This is a genomic window from Myroides sp. ZB35, from assembly GCF_001865835.1.
GTDB lineage: Bacteria > Bacteroidota > Bacteroidia > Flavobacteriales > Flavobacteriaceae > Flavobacterium > Flavobacterium odoratimimum.
In genome coordinates this window covers 1,945,779-1,968,103 of sequence record NZ_CP017769.1, presented here as the reverse complement: position 1 = coordinate 1,968,103, position 22,325 = coordinate 1,945,779, and the positions used below count along the sequence as shown (strand labels likewise).

At 33.4% G+C, this 22,325-nt stretch carries 25 protein-coding genes; 6 read left to right on the top strand and 19 right to left on the bottom strand.

What is annotated here, in order from left to right:
• Positions 1 to 18 precede the first annotated feature (18 nt).
• Both BK054_RS08885 and BK054_RS08880 read left to right on the top strand, forming a co-directional pair.
• The gene (locus tag BK054_RS08885) at positions 19 to 780 is read left to right on the top strand and encodes a LytR/AlgR family response regulator transcription factor (protein ID WP_006262879.1); all 762 of its coding nucleotides are present in this window, start codon (positions 19 to 21) and stop codon (positions 778 to 780) included.
• Positions 781 to 890: 110 nt separating this feature from the next.
• Entirely contained in the window at positions 891 to 1,097 is a 207-nt protein-coding gene (locus tag BK054_RS08880) for a hypothetical protein (RefSeq protein ID WP_006257202.1), read from the top strand.
• 3 nt (positions 1,098 to 1,100) lie between these two features.
• Here the strand turns inward: BK054_RS08880 and BK054_RS08875 are convergent, their stop codons facing one another.
• Complete coding sequence (locus BK054_RS08875; protein WP_006257203.1) at positions 1,101 to 1,598, bottom strand: YkgJ family cysteine cluster protein; 498 nt, start codon at positions 1,596 to 1,598, stop codon at positions 1,101 to 1,103.
• A 64-nt stretch (positions 1,599 to 1,662) separates the two neighbouring features.
• Between BK054_RS08875 and BK054_RS08870 the strand changes: the two genes are divergently transcribed.
• Complete coding sequence (locus tag BK054_RS08870) at positions 1,663 to 2,373, top strand: class I SAM-dependent methyltransferase (RefSeq protein WP_071307221.1); 711 nt, start codon at positions 1,663 to 1,665, stop codon at positions 2,371 to 2,373.
• A 145-nt stretch (positions 2,374 to 2,518) separates the two neighbouring features.
• Here the strand turns inward: BK054_RS08870 and BK054_RS08865 are convergent, their stop codons facing one another.
• The 9 genes from BK054_RS08865 to BK054_RS08825 all read right to left on the bottom strand — a co-directional run bounded on the left by BK054_RS08865 (position 2,519) and on the right by BK054_RS08825 (position 9,584).
• A complete protein-coding gene (locus BK054_RS08865; protein ID WP_232234357.1) occupies positions 2,519 to 2,827 on the bottom strand; it encodes a DUF2059 domain-containing protein in 309 nt (102 codons plus the stop codon).
• Positions 2,828 to 2,866: 39 nt separating this feature from the next.
• Complete coding sequence (locus tag BK054_RS08860) at positions 2,867 to 3,499, bottom strand: 7-carboxy-7-deazaguanine synthase QueE (RefSeq protein ID WP_071307220.1); 633 nt, start codon at positions 3,497 to 3,499, stop codon at positions 2,867 to 2,869.
• A 116-nt stretch (positions 3,500 to 3,615) separates the two neighbouring features.
• Positions 3,616 to 3,831, bottom strand: coding sequence for a tetratricopeptide repeat protein (locus BK054_RS18580; protein ID WP_232234356.1), 216 nt, complete (start codon positions 3,829 to 3,831; stop codon positions 3,616 to 3,618).
• Positions 3,785 to 5,272 carry a tetratricopeptide repeat protein gene (locus BK054_RS08855; protein WP_232234355.1) on the bottom strand — a complete coding sequence of 496 codons (1,488 nt, stop codon included), beginning with the start codon at positions 5,270 to 5,272 and terminating at the stop codon, positions 3,785 to 3,787. Before BK054_RS08855 ends, BK054_RS18580 begins: the two co-directional genes overlap by 47 nt.
• 34 nt (positions 5,273 to 5,306) lie before the next feature.
• The gene (locus BK054_RS08850) at positions 5,307 to 6,263 is read right to left on the bottom strand and encodes a PstS family phosphate ABC transporter substrate-binding protein (RefSeq protein ID WP_071307219.1); all 957 of its coding nucleotides are present in this window, start codon (positions 6,261 to 6,263) and stop codon (positions 5,307 to 5,309) included.
• Positions 6,264 to 6,597: 334 nt separating this feature from the next.
• Positions 6,598 to 7,452, bottom strand: coding sequence for an energy transducer TonB (locus BK054_RS08840; protein WP_006257209.1), 855 nt, complete (start codon positions 7,450 to 7,452; stop codon positions 6,598 to 6,600).
• 23 nt (positions 7,453 to 7,475) lie between these two features.
• The gene (locus tag BK054_RS08835; RefSeq protein WP_006257210.1) at positions 7,476 to 8,015 is read right to left on the bottom strand and encodes an ExbD/TolR family protein; all 540 of its coding nucleotides are present in this window, start codon (positions 8,013 to 8,015) and stop codon (positions 7,476 to 7,478) included.
• An 18-nt stretch (positions 8,016 to 8,033) separates the two neighbouring features.
• Complete coding sequence (locus BK054_RS08830; RefSeq protein ID WP_006257211.1) at positions 8,034 to 8,663, bottom strand: ExbD/TolR family protein; 630 nt, start codon at positions 8,661 to 8,663, stop codon at positions 8,034 to 8,036.
• A gap of 81 nt (positions 8,664 to 8,744) precedes the next feature.
• Positions 8,745 to 9,584 (bottom strand): MotA/TolQ/ExbB proton channel family protein, encoded by an 840-nt coding sequence (locus BK054_RS08825; protein WP_006257212.1) that lies wholly within the window; start codon positions 9,582 to 9,584, stop codon positions 8,745 to 8,747.
• A 339-nt stretch (positions 9,585 to 9,923) separates the two neighbouring features.
• On the opposite strand from BK054_RS08825, the gene BK054_RS08820 reads away from it, so the two are divergent.
• Positions 9,924 to 11,456 carry a helicase HerA-like domain-containing protein gene (locus BK054_RS08820; protein ID WP_071307640.1) on the top strand — a complete coding sequence of 511 codons (1,533 nt, stop codon included), beginning with the start codon at positions 9,924 to 9,926 and terminating at the stop codon, positions 11,454 to 11,456.
• Between the two features lie 44 nt (positions 11,457 to 11,500).
• Here BK054_RS08820 and BK054_RS08815 read toward each other — a convergent pair whose 3' ends face one another.
• From BK054_RS08815 to dtd, 8 genes are all read right to left on the bottom strand, one after another.
• Entirely contained in the window at positions 11,501 to 12,835 is a 1,335-nt protein-coding gene (locus BK054_RS08815; protein ID WP_071307218.1) for an FAD-dependent oxidoreductase, read from the bottom strand.
• Positions 12,836 to 13,140: 305 nt separating this feature from the next.
• Positions 13,141 to 14,226 carry an agmatinase family protein gene (locus tag BK054_RS08810; RefSeq protein ID WP_006257215.1) on the bottom strand — a complete coding sequence of 362 codons (1,086 nt, stop codon included), beginning with the start codon at positions 14,224 to 14,226 and terminating at the stop codon, positions 13,141 to 13,143.
• 132 nt (positions 14,227 to 14,358) lie between these two features.
• Positions 14,359 to 15,636, bottom strand: a complete 1,278-nt coding sequence (gene kynU / locus BK054_RS08805) for a kynureninase (protein WP_006260566.1) — start codon at positions 15,634 to 15,636, stop codon at positions 14,359 to 14,361.
• Positions 15,637 to 15,789: 153 nt separating this feature from the next.
• Positions 15,790 to 16,839: a tRNA preQ1(34) S-adenosylmethionine ribosyltransferase-isomerase QueA gene (gene queA / locus BK054_RS08800; protein WP_006257217.1), complete on the bottom strand. Its 1,050-nt coding sequence runs from the start codon at positions 16,837 to 16,839 to the stop codon at positions 15,790 to 15,792.
• A gap of 134 nt (positions 16,840 to 16,973) precedes the next feature.
• Complete coding sequence (locus BK054_RS08795) at positions 16,974 to 18,200, bottom strand: 3-phosphoshikimate 1-carboxyvinyltransferase (protein ID WP_006257218.1); 1,227 nt, start codon at positions 18,198 to 18,200, stop codon at positions 16,974 to 16,976.
• Between the two features lie 7 nt (positions 18,201 to 18,207).
• Entirely contained in the window at positions 18,208 to 18,534 is a 327-nt protein-coding gene (locus BK054_RS08790; RefSeq protein ID WP_006257219.1) for a nucleotide pyrophosphohydrolase, read from the bottom strand.
• A 2-nt stretch (positions 18,535 to 18,536) separates the two neighbouring features.
• Positions 18,537 to 18,740 carry a hypothetical protein gene (locus tag BK054_RS08785; protein ID WP_006257220.1) on the bottom strand — a complete coding sequence of 68 codons (204 nt, stop codon included), beginning with the start codon at positions 18,738 to 18,740 and terminating at the stop codon, positions 18,537 to 18,539.
• Positions 18,740 to 19,192 carry a D-aminoacyl-tRNA deacylase gene (gene dtd, locus BK054_RS08780; RefSeq protein WP_006257221.1) on the bottom strand — a complete coding sequence of 151 codons (453 nt, stop codon included), beginning with the start codon at positions 19,190 to 19,192 and terminating at the stop codon, positions 18,740 to 18,742. The genes BK054_RS08785 and dtd overlap by 1 nt, the downstream gene beginning before the upstream one ends.
• Positions 19,193 to 19,390: 198 nt before the next feature.
• On the opposite strand from dtd, the gene BK054_RS08775 reads away from it, so the two are divergent.
• Positions 19,391 to 20,722: a metal-dependent hydrolase family protein gene (locus tag BK054_RS08775; protein ID WP_006266380.1), complete on the top strand. Its 1,332-nt coding sequence runs from the start codon at positions 19,391 to 19,393 to the stop codon at positions 20,720 to 20,722.
• 228 nt (positions 20,723 to 20,950) lie between these two features.
• Positions 20,951 to 21,451, top strand: coding sequence for a hypothetical protein (locus BK054_RS08770; protein WP_006257223.1), 501 nt, complete (start codon positions 20,951 to 20,953; stop codon positions 21,449 to 21,451).
• Positions 21,452 to 21,702: 251 nt separating this feature from the next.
• Here the strand turns inward: BK054_RS08770 and BK054_RS08765 are convergent, their stop codons facing one another.
• Positions 21,703 to 22,056 (bottom strand): hypothetical protein, encoded by a 354-nt coding sequence (locus tag BK054_RS08765; protein WP_006257224.1) that lies wholly within the window; start codon positions 22,054 to 22,056, stop codon positions 21,703 to 21,705.
• Positions 22,057 to 22,325 lie beyond the last annotated feature (269 nt).

Genomic DNA, 22,325 nt, shown 5'->3' with positions numbered 1-22,325 from the left:
GTACAAATTTATCACCACATGAAAATTGCTATAGTAGAAGACGAAAGCTTAGCTTCAAATTACTTAAATTCTTTGCTTCTAAAGCAAGAACACCTTTCTATAGATGATATAGTTATCCTATCATCTGTAAAGGAAGCTACCGCCTTCTTTTTAGCAAATAAAGTTGATTTGATTTTCATGGATATCCATTTAGGTGATGGAAAGAGTTTAGAAATATTCGAACATATAGAGATAAAAACACCTATTATCTTTATTACTGCTTATGATTCTTATGCTATACAAGTGTTTAAGCAGTTCACGATTGACTACATACTGAAACCATTTACTAGTGAAGAATTAGATGATGCTCTAATTAAGTTTAAAGAGATTAGTAAACAATTTGAGATTGCTCCAACATTAGATAGTTTAGCTAAAATAGAAAATGGGAATGATTCTTCAATCAAAGAACGTTTTCTAGTAAATAATGGACATAAACTAAAGTCTATAGAAAAAGATCAAATAGCGTACTTTGTTGCTTCTGGTAAACATTTATTCCTGTATACTTTTGATAACAATTCATACATCTATGATGATACAATAAAAGATATTATTAGTAAACTAGATAGTAAAACCTTCTTCAAAATAAATAGAAAGTATATCATTAATATAAAATCAGTAGCTGATATTATTAAACATAATAGTCAAAAAATAGAACTTAAGATTACTCCAAACCCTGAAGATGAGTCTCCTATTTTAGTAAGTAAAAACCAAATACTAGATCTTAAAACTTGGTTGAGTTAATTATTCCTATACTCATTATTATAAAGGCTAAATTTTCTAATACTTTTAAGATAATTCAGTACTTATAATTGTTATATTTGAGATAACACAATAACATAAACTAAAAAAATATGGATTTAGGTGAGCGCTTAATCAACTTTGTTGATACGATATTAGATATGTTTAACGCTATAAAAGGTTATTTAGAAAATGCTGTAGCTTTTTTTGAAAAACTAAAAAACAAAATCTTAGAACTTCTAGAGTATTTTACTGAACAGGTAGAAGACATCACAGAAGAAAACTTGAAAGCATTAGAAGAAGAGCACTTCTTCATCTAATACTTATTTTAATATAATTCGTCTCTTCATCTCCTCTACTACTTCATAAGCAGCAGGACATATCGCTACATTTTTAAGTGTAAGATTAGATATCTGATTAAACTTCTTTCTATCTGTGTGAGGATATTCACGACATGCTTTAGGTCGAACTTCATATATCATACAGTAATTTTCATTATCTAAAAATGTACAAGGGAGACTCTGTAAGACATAATCACGATCCTCATCGATATATAGGTATTTATCTATAAATTGCTGAGGTTTCATTTTTAAATGCTTAGCGATACGTTCTATATCCGCATTCGTAAAAAGAGGTCCAGTTGTTTTACAACAATTAGCACAACTCAAACAATCTGTTTTCTTAAACACATTGTCATGTATTTCTTGCATTTGATAATCTAGATCTTTAGGTGCTTTCTTTTTTAGTTTATCAAAATACTTTTTATTTTCATTATGCTTATCTTTGGCCAACTTGGGAAGTTGTGAAAGTGTTTTATCCATTTGTATTCTTTTGGATACAAAATTACAACAACTCTACTTTAATTTTAAAAAGAAAGATTAAATAATGAAAGACCTTTTAGGAAAAGCTATTTTAGATTTTCAGACAAATAATCATCCACAGAATGTAATCACCGAAACAGATATCTCTGAAGCAGAAGAAATGGATATTGCTTATCTATTTAGAAGTTATAAAGAGATGCCAAAGATCGAACAGAAGGCTCTTAATCTAGCTAAAGGAAGAATACTTGACGTAGGATGTGGGGCTGGTACTCACTCTTTTTATCTACAAGAAAAAGGAGCTGATGTAAAAGCTATAGATATTTCTCCTAACTCTATAGAAGCTTGTAAACTAAGAGGAATCAAAAATGTATCTGTTCAAAACCTACTACATTTATCACACGAAAAGTTTGATACTATTCTGCTATTAATGAACGGTACAGGTATCTTCGGAAAATTAATAAATACAACTAAGTATCTACAGCACTTAAAATCTTTATTAAACCCTGGTGGGCAAATACTAATTGATAGTTCTGATTTAATCTATATGTTTGATGAAGACGAAGATGGAGGTAAATGGATACCAATGGAGAACAAAGATTATTATGGTGAATTAACCTTTACTGTTGAATACAAAGGAGAAGTTGATGATCCCCTTGAATGGCTGTATCTTGATTACAACACACTCCAAAACGCTGCTCATAGCAATGGACTAGAATGCGAACTTATTACAGAAGGTGATAACTATGATTATCTAGCAAGACTAAGTATTCAATAAATCGAACAATAAAAAAAGCTCTATGTTTTCACACAGAGCTTTTTTTATTATTCTTGCATATACTTCATCATAATACCTTGTAGTCCTACTGCCCACTCCTCACCAACTTTTTGACCTTTTTCAAAAAAGCACTTCACTCTTATCACTAAGTTTTTTTACCTACAGGAGATTCATAAAACTGTATAAGTTGCTTAACATCTTCATGACTAAATTCTGTCATATACATCTCTGCCATCTTATCAACTAAAACAACCATGCTTGCTTTTAATTCTTTTTCAAAATCTGCACGTTTAGTTTCCTCTACATTTAATGACAATTCTTTAGTTAACAATTCAAACGTCTTTAATTGTCCGCTCAAATCCATATACTTTTTAGTATCAGCTTTAAATGCATCTTGTGCAAAAGAAAACTGAGCTACTAATACCATTGCAAAAGCAAGTATTATTTTTCTCATAGTTTTTATTTTTAAACCTTCTTGTAAATTTAAAGCTATTTAAGGAATATCCAAATATTTATGTGTCTGTACAGAAATTTTCCACTTAGGGTTTTTCTTTACATAATCAACAATAAGAGGATTCATCTCAGCGCGTTTACTCCACTCCACTTGTAATAACAACAGTGCATCTTTATTAACTCTTGCTGCTTGCTCTTCTGCAAAAATGAAGTCATGCTTATTGTATATCACTACTTTTAATTCATTTGCTGCGTCATACACACTTTGAGTTGGTAATTTATTCTTTTTAGGAGATAAACATATCCAATCGAAATCACCTGTTAATTCATAAGCACCAGACGTTTCAATATTCGTTTGTAGCCCTGCTTTCTTAAGTTCAGCTGTAATTACATCTAAGTTATACATCAAAGGCTCTCCTCCTGTTATAACAGCTAAATTAGCTTCTTTACCTGCACGTGACACTATCTGTTGAACATCAGTTAAAGGATGTAATTCAGCGTCCCAACTCTCTTTTACATCACACCAATGACATCCAACATCACATCCACCTAATCTAATAAAATACGCTGCATGACCAGAATAAAATCCTTCACCCTGAATAGTATAAAACTCTTCCATTAGAGGTAATATTCTCCCTTCATCTAATGCTTCTTTATCGTAATCTTTCGTCATTTTACTTTTTACATTAAGACAACAAAGATAAACGATAATAACATTCTAATAAGCAATAACAAAAAAAACTCAACTGTAAAATCACAATTGAGTTTTCTTGATATTTAATATTCTATTTATTGTAATGCTTTAATAGTATTCTTTGCAAACTCATTTTGAGGATCCAACTCTAATACTTTATTAAAGAACTTAATAGACTCAGCATTTTCTTCTTGATTTGCATGATAAGTAGCTAAAGAAGTATAAGCTTCAATTACTCTGTCTTTATTATCAGCTTTATCTAAATCACCTGCTTCTGTAAGCTGTTTTATAAAAACCAGAATACGCTTCATATACTTTTTTATAAGCCTCATCGCCTTTAATAAGACGGTTAGTTCTAGCTTTAAAGAAATAAGCCTCCGCTAGCTTTGCATCACCTTCAATAGCTATTGCAAAATATTTATCAGCTTCTTTCAAAGATTGTTCATTATTCCCACTCTCATCATCTCTTCCTAATACATAATAACAATATCCTGCGTAATAATTATCGTACACATAGTTACTTTGTCCTTTAATACCTCCTGAAATCACAAATACATCAATAGCTTCTTTTAGGTTATTCTTTCTGAATAATTCTAGGCTTAATGCATGGAATTCTTCTGCTACTTCTGGATCTACTTTGATAGCTTGTTTTAAACTTTCTATACCTTTAGCATAATATCCATTGTTCTCCTTAGCGATATTCAAGTAACTAACACCTAAATATAGATGATCTCTACCAATAGTTTTTTTCGCTTTTGAAATATACTTTTCTAAACCTTCTACAGCTAAAGCATAATTAGTATTATGGTATCCAGCATAACCTAAGTATCTAAAAATACGGTTATTTACTCCTTCTTCATTTTTAAGAGAATTAGCTAAGCTTTCTAATTTTGTATACTCTCCAGTTACCAAAAGAAAATCAGCATACTTCATTCTTGCCTCAAGAGAGTTATCTGATGCACTGATATACTTTTGAAAATACTCTTCAGCTTTGACCATATTTTCCTCTTTTTTAGAGCTATCCTGAACAGACCATAAATAGTAACTATCAGCAATTTCTCTTAATGCAGGAGCATACTTTGGATTAACAGCTAGAATCTCTTCGCAAGCTTTAATAGCCTCAGCAAAACCACGTCCTCTCTTAGTTATGATAGCCAATTGTAATTTAGCATCTAGCAGTGACTCATCATAAGATATTGCGTTTCTAAATGCAGAAAAAGCCTCATTAAAATTATTTTCAGCCAAATAAGCCTTACCTAAGATATTGTAAGCATTTGCATTAGTATAATCAGCATTAATAACATCTTGAGCTATTGCTATCGCTTCCTTTGGTAATTTATTCTCTGAAGAAATATAAGCTGAAGCAACTAATAATTTTTCATCATAATCCTTTTTTCGAATACTACTTAAAGCTTTATCAAAATTCTCCTTAGCTAAGGATACATTATTTTCTTCCAAGGCTAACTGTCCTAATCCAATGTAATTAAGAAAACCTTTACTCTTAATTGCTATACCCTTCTCAAAATAAGAGCGAGCAGATTCTACTTCATCTTCTAGTAAGAACACATCCCCTAGATAATAGTAGTTCTTACCATCATTAGGTTTACTTTCAACTAAAGACTTTAAAATAGCCTTTGCTTTATCATATTGTTCATCCTGAATAGCCTTCTTTGCCGTTTCTAAATCTTGAGCAAAGCTAGTCGCACTAATTAGAGCTATTGCAAGTAATGATTTTAGATTTCTTTTATTCATAATCTAGATATATAATTTGATTTAACGATTTTTCTTATATTTCTTTTCTCACGTTTAATTCTCTAGGAGGAACTTTAAATGGTACTAGATTTGATTTTAAAACAATTCTCTGTCCTTTATACCCAGCGATATAAGAAGCATATCCAACACCCAAACCAGACTTCCCTTGAATATCTACCACATAAAGATCCCTAATTAATGGATAGGTACCTTCCGCGATATTATTTTGTGATGGCTTATAATACTTACCATCCTTAGCATTCTTAACTGATAGTACTTTTAATTGAGCTACTTTCTCTTCTAATTCTACAGTTGGTTGAGTAAGCCAATTCAAACCAATAACACCTATCGCATCAGAATTCTTACTAACATAATTAATCACACTTTCAGTATCACCAGCAAAATAGGCATAATCCTTTGTGAATTCACTAACACCAGCTTTTTCTTTGAAAGAAGACACTATACTAGAGTTAATATTATCAAAAACTAAGATCTTCTTATTTGCTTTATCTGCAGAACTACTTTTTAAATTATTCATAATCCCTTGATAATCAACAACACTATCATTAAAAACCTTACTTGTTACAAAGACAATTGCATCAGTTGCAAAGTGAGTCATCTTAGGCTTTACCCTACCTTTAAAATGTTCTACTTCTAGATCTGTAAGTTTACGAGGTAACACTGCTACACGAATCGAATCATTCATTAGCATATTCAACACTTCTCCTTCAGATTTCTTAACCAAATCAACCTTTACTCTGTTATACTCATACATAAATACTTCATTCACCTCATTCACTATTGGATAAACTGATTCATCAACAAGAATTCGTGTATAACCAGAAACTGGCGTTTCATCTAATGCTTTATAATCTATCTCCACATTACTCTGAGTAGATTGTACTTCTTTCTTTTTACATTGTATGAAAACAACTGAAAATGCAGTAAAAGCCAAAACATAGCTTAAAACTCTAAAACCTCTTTTTATCATTTAATAAGTAGTATCTAAAAATCTTATTTTATAAAGATAGAAAAAACAAATAACTTCAATTGTTAAGATTTGAACAAAAAAAGAAAGCCGCTAAAAGCGGCTTCATATTTTAAGAATCAATCCTGATTCCAAAGTCTTATAAATCTAAATACTCCATACACAATTAATAGTCCTCCGAAAAGCATTCTATGTGTGTATTCAAGGGCTATAGGCATATTATCCCAAAACAAAAACATGCAACCTAATCCTAAATAAAGTAAAAAGAAGCATAGTCCGAAAACAAACAGAAATCGCTGTACTAGCGATTTCTGTTGAAATTTATTTTTAAACATACCTATTGTACTTGGATAGTAATTGGTAATGTAAATTGTGATCTAACACTTCTATTGTTTTGAATAGCAGGTTTCCATTTTGGCATAGATTTAAGTACACGTACTGCTTCTTTACCAGCACCGTAACCTGGGTCACGAGCAACTTTAATATCTGTTAATGAACCATCTATCTCAACAATAAACTGAACGATAACCTGGATTCTCTTCACTCCTGAGTCGATATCTGGTGTTCTGAATCTACTGATAAATTGCTTGTTGAAAGCTGCCATACCACCAGGATATTCTGCTCTAACTTGTACTGCTACGAATACCTTATTAGGGTCTCCATCTCCAGATACTTCTTGCTTTTTATCTTTATCAGCTTCACCTGTACCTTCTCCCGTTTTGATTTCTCCTTTTTCCTTATCCCCTTTAGCGTCTTTCACTCCAGGATCTGCATCCTTAAGATCTTCTTGAGTAGTTAACTTTTCTGTTACTTCCTCTTTCTTCGCTACTTCTGGTTCAACGAATTTTTTAGTATCATTCACGTTCTTCACTTCCTCTACTGGTGGTGGAGGTGGTGGTGGAACATCTTCTGGTGGTGGAGGTAATTCCTCTACCGGCGGTGGAAGATCGATCTCTTTAATTTCTAAAGGCACATCGTATTTCTCCACATTTTTAACTCCAAAAGTACCTTTTGCCATGTCTATCAACATTGGAGAAGCTATTGCTATTCCAAAAAGAGCCATACCAGCAAACAAAGCTACTGTAGTAACCTTTGGGTTTTCTGATCTTAATTGATAAGCTCCGTAAGATTTGTTACGTCCTTCGAAAACAATATCAATCCAATCTTTTTTAAAGATATTTAATTTTGACATTTCTTTTATTATTTAGACGTTAACTATTTCTCACCTAAGAACTCTAAATCCTTATCAGAGATATCAACGATAGCATAAGTTTTTGTACCTGTAATTGCCATTTCGTCTAAGATATCTACTAGATTACGATAATTTGATTTCTCACTAGCTTTGATAATTACAATTAAGCCATCTTCAGGATTTTGAGAATAAGCCAAAGCTTTTTTGGTATTCTCCATAATTACTTTTCTTATCCCGTTTTGACCGTATGAACTATCTGTAGGTCCCACTAATGGTTCATGAGGCATTCCCATATACCATTTTATTTTATTATCCGCACCGATTAAGACAGTCATCGTACGATTCTCATCTACTTTCGTTTTATCTTCTTTCTTTGCTTCTTCAGACTTGTCTGGCATAGCTAAGTTCATCGACTGCGGTTTATTCATTGATGTAGTCAACATAAAGAAAGTAATCAATAAGAAAGCAAGATCCACCATCGCAGTTAAATCCACTCCAGCATTCTGCTTTTTACTTCTTACTTTTTTATCCTTGTCGCCTCCACCTGTATTTAATTCAGCCATTTACAGTTTGTTTAATGATTAAAAATCCTCATTTCTTAGACCTGTCACCAAATAGAATTTGTTTAGACGTTGCTCCTGCATAACATCCATAACACTTTTCACTTTTGGATAGTTTACAGTTGCATCTGCTTTGATCGCTACTTCAAGAACTTTATTGTTCAAGTCTTTAGCTACAACACGAGCTGTCTGAACCCAATCCTTTAATTGGTTATTTACAGAATCTGTAGGAATCCCAGGTTGGTTTGAAGTAACTTTATTTCTAACATCTGGCGGAAGATTTAAGAAACTTTTCAAATCTTGCATTGGTGTACCAACACCTTCTAAGAATGAAAAAGTCTTTTTCTCTTCATCATTAAATTCTATATTGTAGCGCTCTCCCATTTTTTCAAGAGTTGCGATACGATCCTCTCTACCTAAAACCCCAAAGAAAACCTTTTCTGATCCTTCTTCACCTCCGATAGTAACTGTAGCTAAATTAACCTCTGGTAATTTAGTTTGTACTGTTGAAGATGGAGTATCCACAGGTAATGGTTCTGGCATTTTAGCAGTAGAAGTCAATACGAAGAAAGTCAAAAGTAGGAATGACACGTCACACATTGCGGTCATATCCACTCTCATACTTTTCTTTTTCATTTTACCTTTTGCCATTGATAGTGTTTTTTATAAACTAAACCTGTATTGATTCTAAGTCTACACAGGCTTAGTATTATTATTATTTACTTATTCTAATTACTTTACTAAACCTTTGAATCTTCTGTAAGATTGAGTAATAGCAAATCCTGCTTCGTCAATTGAATAAGTTAATCTATCAATTTTAGTTGTAAATGAGTTATACATAACAATAGCTAATGTAGAAGTACCAATACCTGTTGCAGTACATACTAACGCCTCAGAAATACCTGTTGCCAATGCTGCTGAGTCAGGAGTACCAGAAGTTGCTAAAGCTGAGAACGCTTTAATCATCCCTGTTACTGTACCTAATAATCCTACTAACGTACCAATAGATACTAATGTAGCTAATACGATCATGTTTCTTTCTAACATTGGCATCTCTAATGTAGTAGCCTCTTCGATTTCTTTTTGAATTGCTTCAGTAGCTTCTTCGCTATTGAATCCTTCTTTTTTCATTTCTTCATACTTGATTAATCCAGCTTTTACTACGTTAGCTACTGACCCTTGTTGAGCGTCACATGCATCCATAGCCTCGCTGATTCTTCCAGCATTGATGTTTCCTTGTAAGTCTTGTACGAATTTACCTACATTACCTTTTCCTGATGCTTTAGAAATTACAAAGAATCTCTCGATTGAGAAAACTACAGTCATTGTTAATAATCCAATTAACGCCGCTACTACAATTCCTCCTTTATAAACCATTCCCATGAAGTTTCCTGGTAGTGGATGTCCGTTTTCTGGATCACCGTTTTCAAAGTTAGCTGGGTTACCCATTACAAATTTCCAGATAATGTAACCAAATACAATACAAAATACTACTGCTAGTGATGCAATTACTCTGCTTGCTCCTGAACTAGATCCTTTTTTCTCAACTGATTCGTTTGATACTTTTGTCATCTTTTTAAAAATTTAATTCTTTTTTTTTCAATTATTACTTATTACTTATTTTCTCTTTTAAAACTAATGAGAGTCGCAAATTTATGTTTTTAGATCAAATAAAAAAATTTATAATGATTTTTTTCAACTCTTTCTTTCTTGATTTAACACAGAGGAAATTTAACACCCCGTATTAAAAGGAAATGTTAAGCTAAGGTAAAGATAACAACTCTAAATGAAATAAACTAAAGCATTTTTTACATTACCTTCAAATTTAACATTTCAAATTTATATATAATTTATTTTGCGAATACATTATCTTTGTTAAAGTTTAAAGATGTTTTTTACAAAATGACAACTATGAATAAAGATAACTTCAGCACTAATCTCCAACAAGGCTATTCTTTTAAAGGAGATTATATAACGATAGGTGCAGCAAAATTAGAAGGTGAGATTCTAGCCGATCACTTTATCAATATTCCGCTCAAAACCATTAATAGACATGGACTTATAGCGGGGGCAACGGGTACTGGTAAAACAAAAACAATACAAGTATTATCTGAACAACTTTCTGCTAAAGGTATACCTGTTTTAATGATGGACATTAAAGGAGACTTTAGTGGTATAGCAATGAGCGGTGTAGAAAATGACTTTATAAAAGACAGACATTCTAAGATGAACTTGCCTTTTACACCTTCTGGATTCCCCGTGGAGCTATTATCAATTTCGCAACAAAATGGCGTAAGACTTAGAGCTACCATAACTGAATTTGGTCCAATCTTATTCAGTAGAATACTAGATTTAAATGAAACTCAGTCTGGTATCGTCTCTCTTGTGTTTAAATATTGTGATGACAAACAACTTCCTTTACTTGATTTAAAAGACTTTAAAAAGACACTTCAATACTTAACTAACGAAGGAAAAGAAGAAATAGAAGCAGAATATGGTCGTATTTCTGCAGCTTCAACTGGGGCTATTATTCGAAAGATAATAGAATTAGAACAGCAAGGAGCAGATATATTCTTTGCAGAACCTTCTTTTGACATACAAGATTTAATGCGTATTGACGAGAATGGGTATGGATACGTAAACATTCTTCGTCTAACAGACATACAAGATAAGCCTAAACTTTTCTCTACTTTTATGCTAAACCTACTGGCGCAAGTCTATTCTCAGATGCCAGAACAAGGGGATAGTGGACAACCAGAACTAGTAATCTTCATAGATGAAGCGCACTTAATATTTAACGAGGCAAGTAAAACACTATTAAATCAGATTGAAACCATCGTTAAGTTAATTCGTTCTAAAGGAATAGGAATTTACTTTATTACACAGAATCCTACAGATATTCCGAATGGTGTATTAGCACAACTAGGTCTAAAAATACAACATGCACTACGCGCATTTACAGAAAAAGATCGCAAAGCAATAAAAACTGCTGCAGAAAACTTCCCTTCTACAGAATATTATAAGACGGATGAGATTATTACTTCTATGGGAACAGGAGAAGCTTTAGTAACTGCTCTAAACGAAAAAGGTATCCCCACCCCACTTGCAGTATGTACTATGCGTGCACCTATGAGCAGAATGGATATCTTATCTGATCAAGAAATAAATGACCTCATAACCAAATCTTCTCTTGCTAAAAAGTACAATGAGTATTTTGACAGAGAAAGTGCTTATGAAATATTAAATGCAAAACTTGAAGCTCTAAAACAAGAAGAGCAAAAGACAAAAGAAACAAAAACAAGTACTACTAAAACACAACAAGGAAATAGTGACGTTACAAAAGGAATTATTAAAGTTGTAACTAGTGCTACTTTTATAAGAGGCGCTTTTGGTATCTTAAATAAAATATTATCCGGAGGAAACTCTAAGGGTAAACGCAAATAAATAAAAAAGGGTATATGCAATTGTATATACCCTTCTTCTTTATATTATAGAAGAGACTTTATCTTACTCATTACTTCATCACTATCCCATTTATCTTCGATATTGTCCATCAACATCACTTGATCCATTATATGAGTTTGCCTATCTCCTTCTGCTAAAGCAGAAACATAGCTTTCTGTACTAAAAGTTACTCTATCATATAAAGGCAACCATAAGTCAGGGTATGCTTCAGCAAACTTGCCTTCAATCTTCTTACGTAACAAGAACATATCATCTGCTGTATCTTCACTCATCTCCTTAAAATTTCGATAAGACAGTTCTGCTATAGCATCTCCATTAGGTTTTCTTTCTTCTTGATATTTTTTCAAGATACCCAGCCAACTATCATTTTCTCCTTGGCTTATTATTTGGTTAAGAACATACACATCTTCTAATCCAGCATTTAATCCTTGCCCATAAAAAGGCACTACTGCATGCGCGGCATCACCAATAAGAGCGACCTTATCTTCAGATACCCAAGGATAACACTTCATTGTTACCAATGAATTCACAGGGTTCTCTTTAAATTGTTCTAAATAATTTGGTATCAAAGCATCTACATCCTTAAAGTAAGTAGTAAAAAACTGATTTATTTCAGCATCTGAATTGATTGTCTCAAAAGACACATCTCCATCATAAGGCATAAATAATGTGCAAGTAAAAGAACCATCAACATTCGCCAAAGCAATAAACATAAAGTCTTTTCTTGGCCAAATATGAAATGCGTTCTTAGATAACTGATGTTCTCCATTAGGCATTGCTTCTATACGAAGTTCCTTATATCCTAAATGTAGATATGATTGTTGGTACTCAAATCTACTTTGTTTTTGCATTTTAGCTCTAACCCTAGAATACGCTCCATCAGCACCAAAGATCAAGTCCGTTTTAATTTCATTCCACTGATCACTTTCTTTTTCTGCTGTATATAGAATTCCTTTTTTCAAATTAACATCCCATATCGGAGTATCAAACTTAAATAATACACCTTCTTTCTCTGCAATAGAAATCAACTCCTTATTTAGTCCTCCTCTGGATATTGCCCATATAGAGTTTCCTTTTATACTATAAGGCTGGTATTTAATATCCCCCTCTTCTGTATGAATTGCTCTTTCGGACATGGGAATACCAAGTTCTCTTACTTCATCTTCTATACCCAATTCTTTTAATATCCTCCATCCTCTATCTGATAAAGCTAGATTAATAGATCTTCCTCTAAAGTCTATATTTCGAATATCCTCACTCTTATCGTATACTGTAACCGTATAGCCTTTCTTTTTTAAGCTGATTGCCAACACTACACCAACCAATCCACTACCAACTATCGAGATATCTTTTACCATTACGCTAACTAATTTATTTTTAACAAATTAAAATACATATCCTTTGATTACTTATATTTTAACTCTAATATTCTCTGTACATTTAAGCAACAACACAACTAACAGATTCCCTATGAAAGATTTAATTTGGATCCTAGTGATACTTCTTTTAACAGGGTGGTATCTCTTTTACATCGTATTTAATATAGAACATATCTTAGTCTCTATATTACTATTTGCTGCTACTATACTTTCTTTGTATAATATATTCTTTTGTGACAAACCTATAAAAAAATAAAGAGTCTCGTGAGACTCTTTATTTTTGTTTATTTCTTAAACTCTATTTTTTGTCCTACTGCTAAGCCTTGTGATTTTGCAAATGCTCCACACATATGGAACAATAATCTAGCCCCTACATTTCCATCCCAATCATCTTCTCCTGGCGCTACCTCTACTAAATCCATTCCTATAATTAACTTATTAGATTCTGATAAACGAGTAATCATATAAGTTGCTTGCTCATAAGTTAATCCTCCTGGTACTGGTGTTCCTGTATTTGGACAATACCAAGCTAATAAAGCATCAATATCAAAACTAATCGCTACTTTCTCAGGTAATGAAGCGATGATTTGATCACATTTATCTTTCCAACTCATCCCTTCAAATTCGTCTTTCTTCAAATCTGCATCAGTATGCACCAACACTCTTCCATCTGCTTCTACTACTGTTGCAACTTCTTGTTCACAGAAATCACGAATACCTACTTGCACAATTGTCTTTACTTGAGGTAATTTTAATGTATTGAACATAATAGATGCGTGAGAGTAAGTAAACCCTTCATAAGCATCTCTTAAATCCATATGTGCATCAAAGTGTAAAATACCAAAAGCATCGTGATGTTTTGCTAAAGCATTGTAATATCCAAATGGAGTACTGTGATCTCCTCCTAATAATACTACGCGTTTTCCTTTTGCCATCCAGTAAGATACTTTCTCTTCTACTTCTTTGTGAAACTTATCACATACTGCATTAATTGTATCTAAATCTTTTTGTAATTCTGGTAAGTCTGCAATATTCTCACCATTCTCAAGTGCTTCAATGATTGGCTGAGCCATTTCTTTATATTTTGCACTTTCTACAGCCCAATGTTCTGGAGCCTCATCTATATAGATACCTAGCTTCCATAAATCAGGATATTGTTGGTGTAATAAGTCTACTTGATAAGAGGCTTCTAATATAGCTTCTGGTCCTTCTGATGCTCCTGCTCCGTAACTTACTGTTACTTCCCATGGTGCTGGTACCACTATAATCTCACTCTCCTCAGCTGTAAAAGGTAATCCATATATCGTCGCATCTGCTAATCCTGGCTGAGATGGATCGAAATTATCTATCTTATTTTGTTTAGTTGACATCGTATTTTATTTTTTGCAAATGTAATTTAATTTAAATGATAGACAAATCAGGCAAATTAAATTCTATTAAATAACTATTCATTCCTTATTTTTCTCTACTACACGAATACAGTAATCTATCATACTAATAATCTAAAAAAGACTATCTGCCTTTTTTAGAATCTCTCCGAAACGATATATATCTTCATAAGAAGTATAAAATGGCACTGGTGCTAACCTAACTACATTAGGTTCTCTCCAGTCTACGATTACTCCTTCATTCATTAAATACGAAAACAAATCTTTACCTTTTCCATGAAGAAATACAGAAAGTTGGCTTCCTCTCTCACTTTCTTCCTTAGGCGTAATTAACTCATAATTAGCATTAACAGCTTTAGCTACATCTTCCATTACAAATTCAAGATAAGCAGTAATCTTTCTTTGTTTTGTTATCAAAGCCTCCATACCCACTTCATCGAACATCTCTATAGATGCTAAATAGGGAGCTAAGCTAAGAATAGAAGGATTACTAATTTGCCATCCATGTGCACTCTCTACTGCATCAAATTTTTTCTCCATTAAGAAACGACGTTCTTTATTATGTCCCCACCATCCAGCTAATCTTACTAAATCTTTATCTGTATGGTAACGTTCATGAATGAAACAGCCTGATGCACTACCTGGTCCAGCATTCATATATTTATAACTACACCATGCAGCGAAATCTACATTCCACTCGTGCAACTTCAACTCTATATTACCAGCAGCATGAGCTAAATCCCAACCTACCTTAGCTCCATATTGATGCGCATGGGCTGTGATAGTTTGAATATCGAACACTTGACCTGTATAATAGTTAAGTCCTCCTATTAACACTAAAGCAACCTCTTCTCCTACTTCATCTATCTTTTCTAATATATCCTCTAGTCTAAAGTTATGTTCTCCTGGTCTTTTCTTTAACTCTATAATAGCCTCTTTAGGATCTAGCCCATGTAATCTTACCTGAGACTGTATCAGATATTGATCACTCGGAAATGCTTTTTCCTCACATATAATCTTATACTTACTAGCAGTAGGACGATAAAAAGTAGTCATCAATAAGTGAAGATTAACAGTCAATGTATTCATCACCGTAATTTCTGACGACTTCGCTCCTACTATTCTACTCAATGGTTCACTTAAACGTTCGTGGTAATCCCACCAAGGTTTCTCTGCGTAGAAATGCCCCTCTACTGCTAAAGCCCCCCAATCATTCATAACCTCATTGACATACTCTACAGCTCTTTTGGGTTGTAGTCCCAGCGAATTACCTGTAAAATATATAACCTGTTTTCCATTCACCTCTGGAAAGTTAAACTCATCTCTGTACTTAGCTAAAGGATCTTTTTCATCTAAGCTCTTTGCATAAGCAAGTGTATTTTCAAAACTCATTATATAGGAGTATTTCTGATTAAGTATTAACTGTAAATTTAGTTCTTTTTATACAAATAAGCTCCTAAACATAAGATAAAAGTCCACTCGTGCTATTCATAAAAAAAGCCTTTGAGAATCTCAAAGGCTTTCTAATTTATTTTGATTGATCTATTACAGAATCAACATTGCATCTCCGTAAGAGTAGAATTTATACTTCTCTTCTACAGCTTCTTTATAAGCTTTCATCATTAAGTCATGTCCACAGAATGCAGAAATCATCATTAATAATGTTGACTTAGGCATGTGGAAGTTAGTCACCATACAATCAGCGATACTGAAATCATAAGGAGGGAAGATAAATTTATTCGTCCATCCCACGAATGGGTTTAACGTTTGACTAGAAGAAACAGAACTTTCTAATGCACGCATACTTGTTGTACCGATAGCACATACTCTATTCTTTCTCTCTTTAGCTGCGTTTACAATATCACAAGCTTCTTGATTCACAAACATCTCTTCTGAATCCATCTTGTGTTTAGATAAATCTTCTACCTCTACTGGGTTGAAAGTACCTAAACCGATATGTAATGTTACATTAGCAAATTCAACACCTTTTATTTCTAAACGTTTTAATAAGTGTTTAGAGAAGTGTAATCCTGCTGTTGGTGCAGCTACAGCTCCTTCTTCAGTAGCATAGATAGTTTGGTAACGCTCAGCATCTTCTGGCACTACTTCACGATTAATGTACTTAGGAATCGGAGTTTCTCCTAATTCTTGTAATTTAAATCTAAACTCTTCGTAAGAACCATCGTATAAGAAACGTAAAGTTCTTCCTCTAGAAGTTGTATTATCAATTACTTCAGCTACTAATGAATCATCATCTCCGAAGTATAATTTATTACCGATACGTATTTTACGAGCTGGGTCTACTAATACATCCCATAAACGTTGTTCAGCATTTAACTCACGTAACAAGAATACTTCAATTCTCGCACCTGTTTTTTCTTTATTACCGTATAAACGTGCAGGAAATACTTTCGTGTTATTTAACACCATCACATCTCCCTCGTCAAAATAGTCAATTAAATCCTTGAATAATTTGTGCTCTATCGTCCCAGTTTTACGATCTACTACCATTAGGCGTGCCTCATCTCTGTTCTCTGCTGGAAACTCTGCCAATAATTCTTCAGGCAAATCAAAATTAAAGTTTGATAACTTCATTGAATATGTGTTTTGTTAGAAAATAATACTAAACTAATTTGGAAATCTAAGAGTATAGATGTCCAAATTGAGTACAAATATACAACCTCAGAGTAGGGGTTGTCAAGTATTTAGCCATATTTAATTTTACAGCTCTATTTTTTAACAATATTTACACCGATTTCAGCCAAACAATCCCAGTAATTTATAAATGACTTAGTTACAACCTCTGCTTCTAAAATAGTAACCTCTCCTTTCAGAGATAATGGAGCAAAAGCCATAGCCATTCTATGGTCTTGATAAGTTTCAATCTCTATTCCTTCTCTCATCCCTTTAGAAGGGTGAACAACAATAGATTCTTCTGTGATATCAACCACACCACCTAATTTAGTTAGCTCATTCTGTAAAGCCACTAAGCGATCTGTCTCTTTTATTTTTAAAGTATGTAGCCCAGTCATTTCACAACGAATGCCTAAACCAAAACAAGTCACAGCTATAGTCTGTGCCAAATCAGGAGTCTCTATCAAATCTGCTTTAAACTCAAAGTCTGTCTCTCTTACTTTTTCTAATTTTATGGTATAGTCTTCTAAGTATGTAGTCTCTACACCTAGTATAGTATACAGTTGACTTACTTGACTATCTCCTTGTAAGCTATCCTCTTTATAACTCTTCAGTTGCATAGTCGTTCCTATAGGTGACAGTGCTACAAAAGAATAGAAGTAAGAGGCAGATGACCAATCTGATTCTACTGTAAACTGTTCTGTACTAGCCTTGACTAAAGGTTTTACACTAATGATGTTCCCATTAAAAGAGCTCTCCACTCCTAATTGGCTTAATAGCTGTAGAGTCATCTCTATATAAGGACGAGAAGTAATATTACCTACCAAGTGTAATTCTATTCCATTCTTTAACCTAGTCCCTACTAATAATAGTGCTGTGATATACTGACTACTCACATCCGCAGGTAATTCTACCTTACCTCCTATTGCGATTTGGCCTTTTATATGAAGTGGAGGATATCCCTCTTTCTTACTATATGTGATATCAGCCCCTAACTGTCTTAGTGCTTCCACTAGTACACCGATAGGTCTTTCTTGCATACGACTACTCCCTGTCAGAGTAAGCTCACGAGTACTACACAACGAATAATAAGCTGTCAAAAATCGCATAGTAGTCCCCGCGTGATGTATATCTACTACATCACCCGTAGATGCTAATGCACCTTGCATGGCACATACATCATCAGAATCAGATACATTCCCTATCGTTAAAGATGGAAACAACTCTTGCAATATTAATAATCTATTGCTTTCGGATTTACTACCAGAGATAACAAGCGTCTTGTCATGCTCTACTTTACTTTTTAACAGCTTAATATTCACGTATTCTCTATTTTAATTTTTCATTATTGTGGTGACGGTCGTGATCTCTCTTTGTTTTCAAGTCCATCTTTTTATCAAATGCCTCTTGTAGATTCACACCAGTCTGATTCGCTAGACACATCACTACGAATACTACATCTGCTAGCTCCTCACCTAAATCTTTGTTCTTATCACTTTCTTTTTCAGATTGCTCTCCATATCTTCTAGCGATGATACGAGCTACCTCTCCTACTTCTTCTGTAAGCTGAGCCATATTCGTCAATTCGTTAAAATAACGAACACCGTGTTCCTTAATCCAATTATCAACTGCTAACTGTGCATCTTGAATATTCATAATTACTTATTTTTTGTTTTAAAAATTCTTCCTTTTACCCATTTGTCATAAACGAACATCAGTGCGATAAAGATAATATACTTTACCACAAAACTAATTAAACACTGCTCATCACCTGAAAAAGCACAACCGACCTCATCTGTTAAGAACCACGTCATCATCACATAGATAACCGTGAATAAACTAAACTTTACTAAACTATTCATTATTCTTTATTTTGACTATCTATTACGATTGTTACAGGTCCATCATTTAGCAATTCTACTTTCATATCCGCTCCGAATTTACCTGTTTGTATACGTTTACCTAAATCATTTTCTAACTTATCTATAAACTTCTCATACATAGGTATAGCAAAGTCTGGCTTAGACGCCTTAATATAAGAAGGTCTATTTCCTTTTTTCGTAGAAGCATGTAAAGTGAATTGACTTACTAATAATACCTCACCATCTACTTCTTTTACAGACTTATTCATCACTCCATTCTCATCTTCGAAAATACGCAAATTCACAATCTTACCTGATAACCATTCTATATCTAGTTTTGTATCAATATCCTCTACCCCTACTAAAACTAAAAGTCCTTGTCCTATATTACCAACTACACTACCTTCTACAGTCACAGAAGCCTTTGTCACACGCTGGATTACTACTTTCATCTCTTTGTTCTTTTTTATTCTATTACTTACAAACTTAAAAACTTTCTAAAGTTCTACCTTCATTTCATTAGATTAATTTCTAACAATAAAGTAGAATCAACTACTTCATAAAATATTATTAGGCAGAAAGCTACTTTTATAATAACTTAGAGGCTATATAATTTGTACACAGAACAATCTTCTAATTTTCCTTATTTTATGAAATTAAAATCCATAATAGCACTTTTTGTTGTTAGTACTTCTATCACATTTGCTCAGACCAAACAAGTCCTTATTGAGAATGTAAGAATCCTAGACCACAAGACTGCAGCCCTTACTGCGCCAATGAATGTCTTAGTCTCTGATCAAAAAATAGAGAAGATAAGCCCTTCTTCTATTTCTGTTAAAGGCAAAGATGTAACTAAAATCAATGGCAATGGAAAAACACTTATGCCAGGATTAATCGATGTACACGTACACATGGTATTCGGAGCTTTGACTATGGAACAAATGATGTCTCCTAATGCAACTCCTGAAAGCTTAATGCAAAATGTAGCTGTAGGAGCGCACAGCATGCTTATGCGCGGTTTCACTAGCGTTAGAGATGCAGGTGGCCCTATATTTCCTTTAAAAGCAGCTATTGATGCAGATAAGACTGCAGGCCCACGTATTTGGCCTTCAGGTGCTACTATTAGTCAGACTGCAGGACACGGAGACTTTAGAACTCCTAATGAGCGCTCTAGACGCTTCTTTGGGAAGCCTTCTCGTGCAGAAGAAATGGGGGCTACATTTATAGCAGATGGCCGTGACGAAGTACTTACTGCTACTAGAGAGAACCTACGCTTCGGTGCTAGTCAAATCAAAGTAATGGCAGGTGGAGGAACCTCTTCTGCTTATGATCCTATCGATGTTACACAATATACTTTTGACGAAATCAAGGCAGCTGTAGATGCAGCGGAAGACTGGGGTACTTATGTGATGGTACACGCTTATACTCCTAGAGCCGTACAACGCGCTATAGAAGCTGGTGTGAAGTCTATCGAACATGGACAAATGCTAGATGAAGAGACTCTAAAGATAATGGCTGAGAAGAACATTTGGTTAAGTCTACAGAACCTAATGGACAACAACGATAATATGGATGCGCAACGCAAAGAAAAACGCAAACCTGTACTAGAAGGACAAGACAAAGTATGGCCATTAGCCAAACAACTAGGAGTAAAACTAGCTTGGGGTACTGACTTCTTATTCGAACCAGAATTAAACAAAGAGCAAAATGACTATATCCTGCGTTTACAAAAATGGTTCACTAATGCTGAAATCCTAAAAATGGTTACTCAAGATAACGGAGAGTTACTTCAGTTATCAGGATTGCGCAGTCCATACCCTGGCAAATTAGGTGTAGTAGAAGAAAATGCTTATGCAGACTTACTACTTGTAGATGGAGATCCTCTAAAAGATTTATCTCTTATAGCTAATCCTGAGAAGAACTTTATCTTAATCATGAAAGGTGGTAAAATCTATAAAAACACCATCAATACGAAGAAATAAGAATATCATTATACTATAAGAAGACTGCCTAATAAGCAGTCTTTTTTTGTTTTAGTTATAGCCCATTGTTGCCCATTCTAATTTTAACCTCACTAAGGCTATAAAAATTCAATTATCTTTGCGCAGTTATTTTACGACCTACATGACTTACTTCTTTATAATAAATCAGTACTGTAAAATAACAAGGCTACTATCAAGCCTCCTTAAATTAAAATGTAATTCAAAAATATGAGAACAGAAATTTGCTCTTGTGAAGGCTTAGACCCTTTTTGTGATAAATGCTTCGGAACGGGTCATGCTCCTTTATCAACTTCAAAAAAAACTGTAACTAAACAGTCAAGCAAAGTAAAGCCGATTAAAAAAACAAAATCTTACTTGCCTGAGAAAATAGACTCTTTAACTAAAATAGAAATAGATGCACTCGCAATCAAGATTATCTCTACTTTAGACTTAAAGTCTAAAAAACAAATGCAGATTCTTAATTCTATTCCTTTTAGTACATCTACTTTTAGAAGAGATTATAAAGAAAAGTTTATTGACTTAGAAAATATCGAAACTGAAAAACAACAATTGAGAAATGACTTATTTATTATTGATCAAGAAATAGTATCAAAGAACTATAGAAGCCATTTCACATTCAGACATTTCTTATCTGATAAAGACGTTGATGTAACATCTAATCGAGAACTTAAAGGTTTAATTAGAGAATACAAAAAGCTTAAAAAATAAGCTGTTTTCTAAACCAAAACAAATACATCTGTACAGTTCACCTACAGCCTCAATTCATGTTGTCGCGGATGCCGTAATCCGTGACATTGATTAGAGGGAACACGCAAGATATTACATATTTTCCCACTATGTAAAAACACATACAATAACCTCTATACTTGTGTTATCTCAACTGTTCATAATCTGTATGGGGTGACATAGTTTGGGTGACACACAAAATATTGTGTCTCTACTTTAAACGCATTTAGATATTATAGGACCTCTGCTCCTATTAAAAAACCTTTAAAAGCGTCTTTATACTGGTACTCTGCAAAACACCTTACACAGATAACGCCTAATGACTTATAAAGACTATCTAAAGAAGTTAAATCTTCGTCTTTACTAATCTCATATCTATCTGCTAATTTTAATCTATCCTTTGTCTCTAGACTTAAGACATAACTAAATTCTAGTTTATCCTCTATATCGATATGCATCACTACTTTTATCTTGCACAGACTTGTAGATAGCACCTCTTCTCCTAATTGTATTTTATCTACTAGGTCTTGCCCCATACAAGATAGGATACCACTTAATCCATGTTTAGAGCAACTAATCATTCCCATATATTCTAATTTTAAACATAACACACTACCTAAACACAATAGATAGCTTCAAATCAAAAAGAGCAAAAATAAAACAAATAAAGCTTTATTTTAACAAAATAAAAAACACATTATTTACGAAATTAACAATTTAAACTCATGTATCTTTCTACTGAATTCGTGTTACTTTCGTTCTACCTAAGTCCGTAGTGAGTCCGTTATGAGTCCGTAGTGAGTCCGTTTTTTGGGCTAAAATAACGGACTCACTATATACTCAAATAGTTTCTATC